The sequence below is a fragment of the Buttiauxella cochleicola genome (assembly GCF_021282405.1).
Classification (GTDB): domain Bacteria; phylum Pseudomonadota; class Gammaproteobacteria; order Enterobacterales; family Enterobacteriaceae; genus Buttiauxella; species Buttiauxella massiliensis.
The window spans coordinates 81510-95450 of sequence record NZ_JAJSOU010000002.1 but is presented as its reverse complement, the minus strand read 5'-3'; the positions used below and the strand labels follow the sequence as shown (position 1 = coordinate 95450).

General features: G+C 52.6%; 10 protein-coding genes. 3 read left to right on the top strand and 7 right to left on the bottom strand.

Annotated elements, in window-relative coordinates; translation table 11 throughout:
• The first annotated feature begins 189 nt into the window (after nt 1-189).
• On the top strand, nt 190-2592 hold the full coding sequence (gene malP, locus LVQ79_RS02725) for a maltodextrin phosphorylase (RefSeq protein ID WP_232863807.1): 2403 nt from the start codon (nt 190-192) through the stop codon (nt 2590-2592).
• A gap of 8 nt (nt 2593-2600) precedes the next feature.
• A complete protein-coding gene (gene malQ / locus LVQ79_RS02720) occupies nt 2601-4682 on the top strand; it encodes a 4-alpha-glucanotransferase (RefSeq protein WP_232863806.1) in 2082 nt (693 codons plus the stop codon).
• 735 nt (nt 4683-5417) lie between these two features.
• Here the strand turns inward: malQ and nfuA are convergent.
• Both nfuA and gntX read right to left on the bottom strand, forming a co-directional pair.
• The gene (gene nfuA, locus LVQ79_RS02715) at nt 5418-5993 is read right to left on the bottom strand and encodes a Fe-S biogenesis protein NfuA (protein ID WP_064542768.1); all 576 of its coding nucleotides are present in this window, start codon (nt 5991-5993) and stop codon (nt 5418-5420) included.
• A gap of 58 nt (nt 5994-6051) precedes the next feature.
• Entirely contained in the window at nt 6052-6723 is a 672-nt protein-coding gene (gene gntX / locus LVQ79_RS02710) for a DNA utilization protein GntX (RefSeq protein ID WP_232863805.1), read from the bottom strand.
• Between the two features lie 38 nt (nt 6724-6761).
• Here gntX and bioH point away from each other — a divergent pair, with 38 nt between their 5' ends.
• Nucleotides 6762-7532, top strand: a complete 771-nt coding sequence (gene bioH, locus LVQ79_RS02705) for a pimeloyl-ACP methyl ester esterase BioH (protein WP_232863804.1) — start codon at nt 6762-6764, stop codon at nt 7530-7532.
• Nucleotides 7533-7568: 36 nt separating this feature from the next.
• Here the strand turns inward: bioH and feoC are convergent, their stop codons facing one another.
• From feoC to greB, 5 genes are all read right to left on the bottom strand, one after another.
• Nucleotides 7569-7808, bottom strand: a complete 240-nt coding sequence (gene feoC / locus LVQ79_RS02700) for a [Fe-S]-dependent transcriptional repressor FeoC (protein WP_232863803.1) — start codon at nt 7806-7808, stop codon at nt 7569-7571.
• 9 nt (nt 7809-7817) lie between these two features.
• A complete protein-coding gene (gene feoB, locus LVQ79_RS02695) occupies nt 7818-10139 on the bottom strand; it encodes a Fe(2+) transporter permease subunit FeoB (RefSeq protein ID WP_232863802.1) in 2322 nt (773 codons plus the stop codon).
• 54 nt (nt 10140-10193) lie between these two features.
• The gene (gene feoA, locus LVQ79_RS02690; protein ID WP_064514348.1) at nt 10194-10418 is read right to left on the bottom strand and encodes a ferrous iron transporter A; all 225 of its coding nucleotides are present in this window, start codon (nt 10416-10418) and stop codon (nt 10194-10196) included.
• A gap of 511 nt (nt 10419-10929) precedes the next feature.
• Nucleotides 10930-13263, bottom strand: coding sequence for a Tex family protein (locus LVQ79_RS02685; RefSeq protein WP_232863798.1), 2334 nt, complete (start codon nt 13261-13263; stop codon nt 10930-10932).
• Between the two features lie 121 nt (nt 13264-13384).
• Nucleotides 13385-13858, bottom strand: coding sequence for a transcription elongation factor GreB (gene greB / locus LVQ79_RS02680; RefSeq protein ID WP_064514344.1), 474 nt, complete (start codon nt 13856-13858; stop codon nt 13385-13387).
• Nucleotides 13859-13941 lie beyond the last annotated feature (83 nt).

Here is a 13941-nt window from a genome sequence, read left to right as displayed (position 1 = left end):
TCGAAGCAAAAATTCAGTGCTGGTGGGCATTCTGCCAGCAAGCACCTACCGTTAAGTGGCGGCGATCACATTTCTAGCTACTCCCCGCTACTCCTCCCTCCCTAATCCCCCTCAGGAGGAGGAATAAGCCCAGGCCACCCGGCACACTAACGGGTAATGAAATTAGAACATCACAGGACCCGAGCCCCTATGTCACAGACGACCTTCAATAAAGCACAATTTCAGGCTGCACTGACACGTCAGTGGCAGCGATATGGACTGCACTCAGCCTCAGAAATGACCCAGCAACAGTGGTGGCACGCCGTGAGTGGTGCGCTGGCAGAACTGTTGGTGTCGCAGCCTGTGGCTAAACCTGAGAAGAAGCAGCGCCACGTTAACTACATCTCAATGGAGTTTTTGATTGGTCGTCTGACGGGCAACAACTTGCTGAACCTTGGCTGGTATCAGGAAGTGGCGGATGAACTGAAAGCATTCGATATCAACCTGACTGATTTGCTGGAAGAAGAGACCGACCCGGCGCTAGGCAATGGTGGCCTGGGGCGTCTTGCTGCATGCTTCCTGGACTCTATGGCAACGGTTGGCCAGTCTGCGATTGGTTACGGCCTGAATTACCAGTACGGCCTGTTCCGCCAGTCGTTCAAAGACGGCCAGCAGATGGAAGCGCCCGACGACTGGAAGCGCGGCAGCTACCCGTGGTTCCAGCATAACTCGGCGCTCGACGTGCAGGTCGGCGTCGGCGGCAAAGTGTTGAAAGACGGTAAAACCGTGCGTTGGGAACCGGCGTTTATATTCCATGGCGAAGCCTGGGATCTGCCTGTTCTCGGCTATCGTAACGGCGTGGCGCAACCGCTGCGTTTGTGGCAGGCAAAACATGCGCATCCTTTTGACCTCACCAAATTCAATGACGGCGATTTCCTGAAAGCAGAACAACAGGGTATCGACGCTGAAAAACTGACGAAAGTACTCTACCCGAACGACAACCACCTGAACGGCAAGAAGCTGCGCCTGATGCAGCAGTATTTCCAGTGTGCGTGTTCAGTGGGCGATATTTTACGTCGTCACCATCTTGCGGGCCGCAAGCTTTCTGAACTGGCGGAGTTTGAAGTCATTCAGCTTAACGACACGCACCCGACTATCGCCATTCCTGAACTGCTGCGCGTATTAATCGACGAGCACCAGATGAGCTGGGACGACGCTTGGGCCATCACCAGCAAAACCTTCGCGTACACCAACCACACGTTGATGCCGGAAGCGCTGGAGTGCTGGGACGAGAAACTGGTGAAGGCGCTGCTGCCGCGTCATATGCAGATTATCAATGAGATCAACGCACGCTTTAAGAAACTGGTGACTAAAACCTGGCCGGGTGATGAAGCAGTTTGGGCGAAACTGGCGGTGGTTTACGACAAACAAGTTCGCATGGCGAACATGTGCGTGGTCAGTGGCTTTGCGGTAAACGGTGTGGCGGCGCTGCACTCCGATCTGGTAGTGAAAGACCTGTTCCCGGAATATCACCAGTTGTGGCCGAACAAATTCCATAACGTCACCAACGGCATCACGCCACGCCGCTGGATTAAACAGTGCAACCCAGCGCTTGCTGCGCTGCTCGATAAGAAGCTCAAGAAAGAGTGGGCTAACGATCTGGATGTGCTCGAAGGGCTGGAAAAATACGCTGACGACGCGAAATTCCGCAAAGAATATCGCGACATCAAATACCAGAACAAAGTGAAACTGGCGGCATTCGTCAAAGCGCGCACTGGCATCGTGATAAGCCCGGATGCGTTGTTCGACGTGCAAATCAAACGCCTGCACGAATATAAACGCCAGCACTTGAACCTGCTGCATATCCTGGCGCAGTACAAAGAGATTCGTGAAAACCCAGGTGCTTCCCGTGTACCGCGTGTGTATCTGTTCGGCGCGAAAGCAGCACCGGGTTACTACCTGGCTAAAAATATTATCTTCGCGATCAACAAAGTCGCGCACGCAATCAATAACGATCCGATCGTTGGCGATCAGTTGAAAGTGGTGTTCTTGCCGGACTACTGCGTTTCTGCGGCGGAAGTGATGATCCCGGCGGCGGATATTTCTGAACAAATCTCTACCGCAGGTAAAGAAGCTTCCGGTACCGGCAACATGAAACTGGCACTCAACGGTGCACTGACAGTCGGCACGCTGGATGGCGCGAACGTCGAAATCGCCGAGAAAGTGGGTGAGGAAAACATCTTTATCTTTGGTCACACCGTGGAACAAGTGAAAGCGCTGAAAGCTAAAGGCTATGACCCGGTGAAATGGCGTAAGAAAGACAAAGCGCTGGATGCTGTGCTCAAAGAGCTTGAGAAGGGCATTTACGCTGATGGTGATAAACACGCCTTTGATCAGATGCTGCACAGTATCGGCAAAGAAGGTGGCGATCCGTATTTAGTGATGGCCGATTTCACCGCCTATGCAGAAGCTCAGAAATTAGCTGATGCGTTGTATCTCGACCAGGAGGCATGGACTCGCGCTGCGATTCTGAACACGGCACGTTGCGGCATGTTCAGCTCCGATCGCTCTATCCGTGATTATCAGCAACGCATCTGGCAGGCAAAACGCTAAGGGAACGCATGGACAGCAAACGTCTTGATAACGCCGCTCTTGAGGCGGGAATTAGCCCAAACTACATTAACGCCCATGGCAAACCGCAGGCTATTCCTGCGGACACCAAGCAGCGTTTGCTGGAAGCCATGAGCCGTACCACCACCTTGAAAAAGGTGGCGGTTACGCCGGTCGCAAATGTGCTGGTGTTTACCTCCGGTACTCGCATGGCGACGGTGCTGGAAGGCAACGGTGATTACACCTGGCAACTGACTACCGAAGACGGTAAGCAGCACAAAGGTCATGTGCTGGCGGGCAAAAAACTCACTCTCCCTTCTGCTCTGGCGGAAGGCTATCACGACCTGACGGTCAGCCAGAACGAACACCACTGGCAGTGCCGCGTGATTGTTGCGCCAAAACGCTGTTATGAACCTGCGGCTCTGATGCAGGATGAAAAACTGTGGGGCGCATGCGTGCAGCTCTACACCTTACGTTCCGCGCATAACTGGGGAATTGGCGATTTCGGTGATTTACAGCGCATGCTGGTGGATGTGGCAAAACGCGGCGGGGCATTTATCGGCCTGAACCCAATCCACGCGTTGTATCCTGCAAATCCGGAAAGCGCCAGCCCGTACAGCCCGTCGTCTCGTCGTTGGTTGAACGTGATTTATATCGATGTGAACGCGGTTGATGATTTCTTGCTCAGTGATGAAGCGCAAGACTGGTGGAAAATGCCGGTCACGCAGCAAATGCTTAAAGAAGTTCGTGATGCACAGTGGGTAGATTATTCCACCGTTACCGTGCTGAAGATGGCTGCGCTGCGGATGGCGTGGAAGCAATTCTCGCGGCGCGGGGCGCGTGATGAGCAAGTTGTTACCTTCCAGAAGTTTGTGCAGGAAGGCGGCGACAGCCTGTATTACCAGGCGGCGTTCGATGCGCTGCATGCCTATCAGGTCAAAGAAGATGAAATGCGCTGGGGCTGGCCGGTGTGGCCGGAAGGTTTCCGCGACGCGCACAATCCTGAAGTAAAAGAGTTCTGTACCGAACACAGTGACGAAGTGAATTTCTATCTGTGGCTGCAATACCTTGCCTACGTTCAGTTCGATGCATGCTGGCAAACCAGTCAGGGCTTTAAAATGCCAATCGGTTTGTATCGCGACTTAGCGGTAGGTGTTGCTGAAGGCGGTTCTGAAACCTGGTGTGACCGTGAGCTTTACTGCCTGAAGGCCTCAGTTGGTGCTCCGCCGGATATTCTTGGCCCGCTCGGCCAGAACTGGGGTTTACCGCCGATGGACCCGCATGTGATTACTGCGCGCGCCTATCAGCCGTTTATCGAGCTGCTACGCGCCAATATGACCAGCTGCGGTGCATTGCGTATTGACCATGTGATGTCGATGCTGCGTTTGTGGTGGATACCGTATGGCGAAACCGCAGACAAAGGCGCATACGTGCATTACCCGGTTGACGATCTCCTGTCGATCCTGGCTCTGGAAAGCAAACGCCATAATTGCATGGTGATCGGTGAAGATCTGGGTACTGTACCAGTTGAGATCGTCGGTAAACTGCGCGATAGCGGGGTTTACTCTTACAAAGTGCTCTATTTCGAGCATGACGACGAAAAGCAGTTCCGCTCGCCAAAAGCGTGGCCGAAGCAGTCGATGGCGGTTGCCACCACCCACGATTTACCGACGCTGCGTGGTTACTGGGAAAGCGGTGATTTGACGCTGGGTAAAACGCTTGGGCTTTATCCTGATGAAGAGATGCTGACGGAGTTGTATCAGGATCGTGAGCGTGCGAAACAAGGTTTGCTGGATAGCCTGCACGAATATGGTTGTTTGCCTAAACGAGCAGGGCACAAAGCCTCGCTGATGGCGATGACTTCAACGCTTAATCGCGCAATGCAGCGCTACATCGCCGACAGCAACAGTGCGTTGTTGGGTCTGCAACCGGAAGATTGGTTAGGTATGGCGGAGCCGGTGAATATTCCAGGCACCAGCTACCAGTACAAAAACTGGCGGCGCAAGTTGTCGACATCGCTCGAAGCAATGTTCGCAGACGAAACAGTGAATAAGTTGCTGAAGGATTTGGATAAGCGACGTAAGAAAAGGTGAAGGTGTAATACGCTCTCGCTCTAACTTTCTCCCGAGGCCAGTCTCTTATATACAACTCGCCCTGGCAATCTTGTCGGGGCGAGATCTGTAAGCCCCGCAGGTTTTCCGTTCACCCGTGCGTTCAGTTATCTCTTTAATTCCCGAAAATGGTGAACGTATTAAGGAGTTAACGCCAACTCCTTAATAATCCAGGCGCCCGGCAAATCAATCGCCGCTAAAGCGGTAAACACCGTTTTTCACCCAACATTCGGGGTCGTTCGCGATTCGTTCCAGACGATCGCTCTCTCACGTGGTTCCCGACCACGTGACCCCAACTGAAGGGTAAAAAACGGTGCGATTGAAGCCGGGAACAAGGTCAAAACCGATCTGGCTTTTGACTTTGACTTTCGGGTCCGGCTTAAATCGCCTCCATTTTGACTCCAGGTGGCAGGGGCCAGCCGTCGGGAACGGCTGGAGGGCGCGATCGTCGGGAACGAATCGCAACCGACCCTGACACGGAGGCAAAATGGAGGTTTACCGCTTGCGGCGATTTATTTGCCGGGAGTCCGGGTTCTTAGGGTGGCGACGGTGGCCACCCTAAGACGTTCACCTGTTCCGAGGCGACATAAATACACTTTCGCCTCGTGAACGGAACCTTCTCCGAATTGGCAGGAACTGCCCTTCAAAGTTGCGTATAAGAGACAGCCCAGAATTTGCTCCCTCTCCTGCGGGAGAGGGCCGGGATGAGGGTGAAAATCAGTAGTACGAGTGTTCGCCACGCTGGTGTTCGGTCAAATCACGAACGCCTTTCAGTTCAGGGAACTCTGCCAGCAGTTGCTTCTCGATGCCTTCTTTCAGGGTCACGTCTACCATTGAACAGCCGTTACAACCGCCGCCAAATTGCAGAATCGCAAAACCTTCGTCGGTAATTTCCATCAGCGTAACGCGACCACCGTGGCCTGCCAGCTGTGGGTTTACCGTCGCTTGCAGCATATATTCAACGCGCTCCATCAAAGGCGCATCATCGGAAACTTTACGCATTTTGGCGTTTGGCGCTTTCAGCGTCAGCTGTGAACCAAGCTGGTCGGTGACGAAATCAATTTCAGCATCTTCAAGATAAGGTTTGCTCAATTCATCGACATATGCGGTCAACTGCTCGAATTTGAGGGCAGTATCTGATGCTTCTACCGCATCCGGCGGACAGTAAGAAACCCCGCACTCCGCATTTGGAGTACCAGGATTGATGACGAATACGCGAATTTGCGTCCCTTCTTCCTGACCTGCCAGCAGTTTGGCAAAGTGGGATTGTGCTGTATCGGAAATACGGATCATAACGATTGCTCAATAGTTGACTATTTTAGTCGGTTATAATACGCCCATCATCGAGGGTCTACAAGGTTCGACAAAGGCACCACACCTGGATAGTCGCCGCGCCCTGCTTTTTCAGCATTCGCGCAATTTCCGCCACCGTACTGCCCGTCGTGACGACATCATCCACAATAATTATATGGCGGCCTGCCACGGGAAAATCAACCCTGAAAGCCCCTTTAAGGTTAGTTCGCCGCATTCGGGCGGTGAGTTGGAGCTGTGTTGGCGTTGCGCGAATCCGCCTGATTCCTTTAGGAAAATAGTCACATTGCAGCCAATGTGCAAGGCGTCTTGCCAGCAGGTCACTTTGATTAAAGCCACGGCGCCAGACGCGGCGTGAATGCAGCGGAACACTAACGATGCAATCCGCTTTGTGGTCTCTGGTCGCCAGCACTTTCAGCAGCAGTAAACGCGCTAAAGCCGGAGCCAGCGCCACGGTGGCGTTAAATTTAAAATGCTGAACGAGCTGCTTTAACGGCGAACAATAATCGGTGACAAACACCAGTGAATCCCACGCGGGCGGTTTTTGTAGGCAGCGACCACAGGCCACACGCGTATTGGCGCTGGGCAAACCACAACACGGGCAACAGGGCGGTGGAGAGGGTAATGCTTTGGCGCAGCATGAACAAACTCCCCAATGTGCGCACGCGAGTGGCATCCGGCATAGCCAACACAACCCTGGGATTGTTAGCATATTCGCTTCCTTGCGTAGAAAAATGAGAACAGTAACTGATGAGCAAGCTTTGGTGGCAGACAAAAGGTGAGGGAAAAGTCGATCTTGTGCTGCTGCACGGATGGGGACTGAACGCGGAAGTGTGGCATTACATTACCGAGGAACTCGGCTCGCATTTTCACCTTCATCTGGTCGATTTGCCGGGCTATGGCCGTAGCCAGGATTTCGGCGCGCTGACACTTGAAGAAATGGCTGAAGTTGTACTGGCGCAAGCGCCGGAACGCGCAATCTGGATGGGCTGGAGTTTGGGCGGGCTGGTGGCGAGTCAGATTGCGCTGGGTAATCCCGAACGTGTGAAAGGGTTAATCACGGTTGCATCGTCCCCCTGTTTTGCTGCAAATGACGACTGGCCGGGAATCAAACCGGAAGTGCTGGCGAACTTCCAGCACCAACTAAGCGAAGATTTTCAGCGTACCGTGGAGCGTTTTCTGGCGTTGCAAACGTTGGGTACAGAAACTGCACGGCAGGATGCTCGCCGCCTGAAAGCGGTTGTGCTTGAGCAGCCTATGCCGACTGTAGAAGTGCTAAACGGCGGCCTGGAAATCCTGAAAACGGCAGATTTGCGCGATTCGTTGAGTCAGCTTACGGTGCCGTTCTTGCGCTTATATGGGCATCTTGATGGGCTGGTACCACGTAAAATCGCGGGCTTGCTGGATGAGCGTTGGCCGCAAAGCAAAGCGGTGATTTTCCCGAAAGCAGCACACGCGCCGTTTATTTCGCATCCGCAGGAATTTTGCCGGGTGGTGGTGGAGTTTCAGAAACAGATTTAATAGAAAACGGCGGGGATTGGCCCGCCGTTTTTAGTTTCATGCCCGCAGCGCCCACACTTCCCGAACACATTTCTTACCTTCCGGGCAGCTTTTACAGCTGCCGGTCAGGCAATCACTCGGGTCTTCGGTGATGCGCATCGCTTTGCCCATTGCTTCAAGACGACCTAGCATGGCGTTCACCAATGGCAAAGGTGTGGCGAGCTGTTGGCTAATTTGCGTCGCATCCAGGCGGCCTTGCAGCGCCAGCGCATCACGAATCTCAATTAAACTCGCCATACCTTCTCCTTAGTGGCAATCGCCAGCGCTGCTTTTACAGCAGGGCGCGGTGACTGTTTTACGGGTCGACATGATGCTGACATCCACACGGCTACGCGCCCGGCGCAGGCCGCCAATCAACAGCACGTTGAACAACACTACCGCAAGAATACAGACCAGGCTGAATTGCGGATGGGCACTAAATGTCACTGTCTGGTAGTAAAGCGTGGAAAGTGAATAGGCGATATTCAGCCCCCACAGTACCGAGAACATCATCCAGCCACGGCTTGATTCACGGGCCACTGCGCCCATCACCGAAATACATGGGATGTAGAGCAGAACGAAAATCAGGTAGCTATAGGCCGCAGCCGGGCTGCCAAATTTGCTGCTCATCACGCCCATTGCGCCGCTTGCCATTTCACCATCGCCTTTGCTGGCTTCGATTGGGTTGAGCAGCACGCTCAGGCTAAAGGTGTCTTTCAGGCTTTGCCAGGTTTCACCGGCAGCACTGCCTAACTCGTCGAGCAAGTTGAAGCTTGCAGCATCAAACGGTTCTTCGTGCATGTCTTCAGCGGTGTAAAGCGTGTTCAATGTACCGACAACCACTTCTTTCGCCATTGCGCCAGTAAACAGGCCAACGGTCGCCTGCCAGTTATCTTCGTGGACGCCAATCGGTTTGAGCAACGGGGTCAGCACGCGGCTAACCGATGCCAGCGCCGAATCATTGATGTTGTCCACTTCTTTACCGCTAAACGAGAAGCTATTTAGCGCACCAATGAAAATACTGACGATGACGATAACTTTACCGGCACGCAGCACGAAACCTTTCAGGCGTTGCCAGGTTTGCAGCAGCAGGCTTTTCAGGTGCGGAACGTGATACACCGGCAGCTCCATCACAAACGGTGTTGCTTCACCGCGCATGATGGTGTGCTTGAGCATCAGGCCGGTCAGAATCGCCATCACGATGCCCAGAATATAGAGCGAGAAGACAACCAGCGCGCCTTGCTGCCCGAAGAACGCGGCGGCAAATACTGCAAAGATGGCAAGACGTGCACCGCATGACATAAACGGCGCCATCATGATGGTCATCAGGCGTTCACGCGGGGCATCGAGCGTACGCGCACCCATCACCGAAGGCACGTTACAGCCAAAGCCGACGATCAACGGGACAAATGATTTACCCGGCAAGCCGAGGGATTGCATCAGGCGGTCCATAACGAATGCCGCACGCGCCATGTAACCGGAGTCTTCAAGGAATGAGAGGAACAGGTACATCATGCCGATTTGCGGCACCAGTGGCAGCACGGTGTTGATACCACCACCGATACCTTGCGCTAAGAAAATCGTCAGCCAGCTTGGGAAGTGAAGTGTGGCCCCAATCCACTGAATACCGTGGATAAAGATGGCCGCTGAACCGCCGTCAAAAATGGGCTGCAATGCGCCACCGATGTTAATCGCCAGCAGGAACATCAGGTACATCACCAGCAGGAACACAGGCAAACCGAGGAAACGGTTAAGGATGATTTTATCCATCATTGCTGTTAAACGATGCGGTTCGGCGGTCAGACTGTTGCTGATGGAATCACAGATAGCGGCGATGGTTTGATAACGTGCATCGGCAATCAGCAGTGCTGGATCTTCGTTCTCTTCAGCGAGCTGTGCACGCACCGCGTCCAGTTTGTCAGCGGCATGACCGGCATATTCACGGCTGTAGATATCGCCCTCCAGCATTTGCAGCGCTAACCAACGGCGCTGCTGTGCGGGCATATCGGAAGGCATTTCAGTGGCCAGTTTGTCGGCTTCTTCAATTAATTTTGGCGGATAAAGCACTAAATCGCTATGCGTGTTTGGCTGGCGGCGGTCGATTGCCAGTTTCAGGCCTTCCATGCCACGGCCACGAGTGGAAACCAGCGGTACAACCGGACAACCCAGTCGGGCGGCCAGCGCGTCGATATCAATGCGAATATCTTGCTTCTCGGCGATGTCGAGCATGTTGAGCGCGACGACACACGGAATGCCGAGTTCGAGCAATTGCAGCGTCAGATATAAATTGCGCTCAAGGTTGGATGCATCGACGACATTTATCAGTAAGTCTGCATCACCACTCAGGATGTAGTGGCAGGCAATTTGTTCATCCAGAGAAGTTTGCGATGAAATGGTGGTCAGCGAGTAGGTACCTGGCAGATCAACAAGTGTGACCTGATGCGCAAGCGTTGAAAACTGACCTTCTTTACGTTCTACGGTAACGCCCGCCCAGTTACCCACTCGCTGGCGTGAACCGGTGAGCTGGTTGAACAACGTGGTTTTTCCGGAGTTAGGGTTACCGATTAAGCCGATAGTTAATTTTTTCATTTTTTTCGTGAACTTAAAGAAAATAGCAACGAGCGCGAGCGCTCACCCCGCCAATCAGGCAATGGCTTCAACATGCAGTAATTCGAGATCTTTTTTACGTAGTACCAAACTGACGCGACGTGTTTCGATATGAATCGGATCGCCTAACGGCGCAACACGTACAACGTTGAATGAAGAACCAGGCAACATACCGAGTGATAATAATTTTTGGCGGTATGACGGACTAATTTCGCTGGAAAAGCCGGTAATCTTCCACGCACTACTTGGTAAGAAACGCATAGGACCTACTTAGAGTTGGGCTCGGGTATTTAAAAATATCGTTGGGCATTGAGGAGAAATAACGAACAAATCAATGATAATGAGAATGGTTTCTCTCTTCAATAATTATTTTTGTGGCGAATGACTCGTTTGAATTTATTTTTTCAGGGGGATTTTATTTATTAGAAATGTTGGGTGTATATGCTGTTTTTATATAAAATTGATTAATAACAGTATGTTATGTTTATTTTAAAATGCTAATTTTATTATTTTATCTCTGGTAATGTTGTCATGATATTTCATGTGTTACATGTTTGATAAATATTAGTGATGTTTTTATATTTTTGCGAAAATTGATCTATCGCAAACTCACTCTATTTTCTGAAGAATTATCGCGCATGCTAAAGAAATGTTATTCATTAGCTGCCGGGCATGAAAGAGGCAAATTGTGCTGAATTTAACGCTGGGGAATAGATGCAGGTTTATTCCGCCCCCTCCTGATGAAAGGAGAGGGGGAAATCAGCATTAAGAGTTAACGTTTCTTACCCAATGCTGCTGCCAGTGCATCACTCATCGCGCTGTTGCCTGCGCTACTGCTGTTGGCGTTGTCACGCCCACGAGGTTTCTGCTGTTGTACCGGGCGGCGCTCGTTTTGCTCACGCGGTGCGCTGCTACGACGCGTGGTTTCACCAGGTTGCTCGTCCAGACGCATGGTCAGGGCAATACGTTTGCGCGCCAGATCCACTTCCATGACTTTCACCTTGACGATATCACCGGCTTTCACCACTTTGTGCGGGTCGTCGATGAACTTGTCGGAAAGTGAGGAGATGTGGACTAAACCATCCTGATGCACGCCGATATCGACAAACGCGCCGAAGTTGGTCACGTTCGTGACAGCCCCTTCCAACACCATGCCAGGCTGAAGGTCATTCATGGTTTCAACACCATCGGCAAACTTCGCGGTTTTGAACTCAGGACGCGGGTCACGGCCTGGTTTTTCCAGCTCTTTGATGATGTCGGTAACCGTTGGCACACCAAAACGCTCATCGGTGAAATCACGTGGGCTCAGGCCACGTAACGCTTCGCCGTTGCCCATCAAATCCTGGAGCGCCTGTTCGGTCGCGGCCAGAATGCGTTCAACAATCGGGTACGCTTCCGGGTGAACGGTGGAGGCATCCAGCGGATTATCACCATGGTTAATACGCAGGAAGCCCGCACACTGCTCGAACGCTTTTGGCCCCAGACGGCTCACTTTCAGCAACTGCTGGCGATTCTTGAAACGGCCATTTTCATCACGCCAGTTAACGATGTTCTGCGCCATCATGCGCGTTAAACCTGCCACGCGCGTCAGTAACGGCACAGAGGCGGTGTTCAGATCCACGCCCACGGCGTTTACGCAGTCTTCGACTACCGCATCCAGTTTCTTCGCCAGTTGAGACTGGCTGACATCGTGTTGATACTGGCCGACACCGATAGATTTAGGATCGATTTTCACCAGCTCAGCCAGTGGGTCTTGCAGGCGGCGAGCAATGGAAACTGCGCCACGAATAGATACGTCTAAATCAGGGAATTCCAGCGCTGCAAGCTCGGATGCGGAATACACCGATGCGCCCGCTTCGCTGACAATCACTTTTTGTGCGGTGACTTTCGGGAATTGCTCCTGCACATCGAGGAAGAAGCGCTCGGTTTCACGCGATGCTGTGCCGTTGCCAATAGCAACCAGCTCAACGTTGTGTTTTTCGCACAGTGCAGCAACTGCAACAGCAGCTTTCGCGGACTGCCCGGTGTGTGGGTAAATGGTGTCGGTGGCAACAAGTTTGCCAGTTGCATCAACTACTGCCACTTTCACGCCGGTACGCAAACCTGGGTCGAGACCCATAGTCGCACGCAGTCCAGCAGGGGCTGCCATCAATAAATCATGCAGGTTACGGGCAAAAACGTTGATCGCTTCGTCTTCGGCGCGTTCACGTACTGTACCCATCAGCTCCGTCTCAAGGTGCATCAGCACTTTAATGCGCCAGGTCCAGCTCACCACTGCGCGGCGCCAGGTGTCTGCCGGAGCATTGTTCAGGCGCAAACCGAGATGGTCGATAATGATTTGTTCACAATAGCTTTCACGCGGTGGTTCATCGTGTTGCGGATCGGCATTCAGCGCGAGCTGTAAAATGCCTTCGTTACGGCCACGGAACATGGCGAGGGCGCGGTGAGAAGGAGCGGTGGCAATCGGTTCGTGATGGTCGAAATAGTCGCGGAATTTCGCGCCTTCTTCCTCTTTGCCTGCAACCACGTTTGCGACCAGGTGCGCGTTCTTCCACAAGTAGTTACGCACTTTTGCCAGCAACGCCGCATCTTCGGCAAAACGCTCCATCAGAATGTAGCGTGCGCCATCGAGTGCGGCTTTGGTATCGGCAACACCTTTATCGGCGTCAACATAACTTGCAGCGGCTTCTTCCGGCGTGTGGGAAGGGTCATTCCACAGCAACTCAGCCAGCGGCTCCAGACCTGCTTCGATAGCAATCTGGCCACGTGTGCGACGCTTTTGTTTATACGGCAAATAGAGGTCTTCGAGCTCGGTTTTGCTCAGCGTGCCGTTGATGGCTGCGGCGAGCTCGTCGGTCAGTTTGCCTTGTTCGGTAATGGACTTGAGGATCGTCTGGCGACGGTCTTCTAATTCGCGCAGATAGCCCAGACGAGTTTCCAGTTGACGCAGTTGCGTGTCGTCCAGACCGCCGGTGACTTCCTTACGATAACGTGCAATAAACGGCACGGTATTCCCTTCATCCAGCAGGCGAACGGCGGCGTCAACCTGTTCATTTCTGGCCTTAAGCTCGCTGGCAATAATGCGGCAGAGTGAATCATTCATCATGGTTTTTTCATCTGTGTAGACTGACATATCAGGGGTGTAGTTATACGGATTGGAGGGCAAAAATGCCAGCTACAGCGCCCGAGAGGTGATGAATCGGACGGTTCTGTTGCTGGCCTGCGGGCTATTTCACATACTCGATTTCGTTAACGTACCACTGCGCTTCACCGGCAGGTGTTTGCACGATGGCCAAGTCGCCGACTTCTTTTTTCAGCAACGCACGCGCCATCGGCGAATCGATAGAGATGTAGTCTCTGCGCCCAAAAATTTCGTCGTAGCCCACAATGCGAAAACGCATCTGGTTTCCTGCATCGTTTTCAATCTCAACCCACGCGCCGAAGAACACTTTGCCTTCCTGTTGTGGCGAATAGTCGACAATCTTCAACTGTTCGAGGCATTTCGTGAGATAACGCACTCTACGATCTATTTCTCGCAGACGTTTTTTGTTGTACTGGTAGTCGGCATTTTCACTGCGATCGCCAAGGCTTGCCGCCCAGGTGACCTTTTTTGTCACCTCTGGACGCTCTTCACGCCACAAGTAGTCCTTTTCTTGTTTGAGCTTTTCATAGCCTTCGCGGGTAATTAATGGCGTTTTCATCAGCAAGCCTTGCATGGGTGAAACAATTAAAGGTGATTTAAACCGAAATATCAGGGTGATGGTAATCCCGGAGATTTGCGAAG

Bases quoted from the DNA above. Each gene is read 5' to 3' on its own strand.
- malP (WP_232863807.1), top strand. From the start codon at position 190: ATGTCACAGACGACCTTCAATAAAGCACAATTTCAGGCTGCACTGACA.
- malQ (WP_232863806.1), top strand. From the start codon at position 2,601: ATGGACAGCAAACGTCTTGATAACGCCGCTCTTGAGGCGGGAATTAGC.
- nfuA (WP_064542768.1), bottom strand. From the start codon at position 5,993: ATGATCCGTATTTCCGATACAGCACAATCCCACTTTGCCAAACTGCTG.
- gntX (WP_232863805.1), bottom strand. From the start codon at position 6,723: ATGCTAACAATCCCAGGGTTGTGTTGGCTATGCCGGATGCCACTCGCG.
- bioH (WP_232863804.1), top strand. From the start codon at position 6,762: ATGAGCAAGCTTTGGTGGCAGACAAAAGGTGAGGGAAAAGTCGATCTT.
- feoC (WP_232863803.1), bottom strand. From the start codon at position 7,808: ATGGCGAGTTTAATTGAGATTCGTGATGCGCTGGCGCTGCAAGGCCGC.
- feoB (WP_232863802.1), bottom strand. From the start codon at position 10,139: ATGAAAAAATTAACTATCGGCTTAATCGGTAACCCTAACTCCGGAAAA.
- feoA (WP_064514348.1), bottom strand. From the start codon at position 10,418: ATGCGTTTCTTACCAAGTAGTGCGTGGAAGATTACCGGCTTTTCCAGC.
- LVQ79_RS02685 (WP_232863798.1), bottom strand. From the start codon at position 13,263: ATGATGAATGATTCACTCTGCCGCATTATTGCCAGCGAGCTTAAGGCC.
- greB (WP_064514344.1), bottom strand. From the start codon at position 13,858: ATGAAAACGCCATTAATTACCCGCGAAGGCTATGAAAAGCTCAAACAA.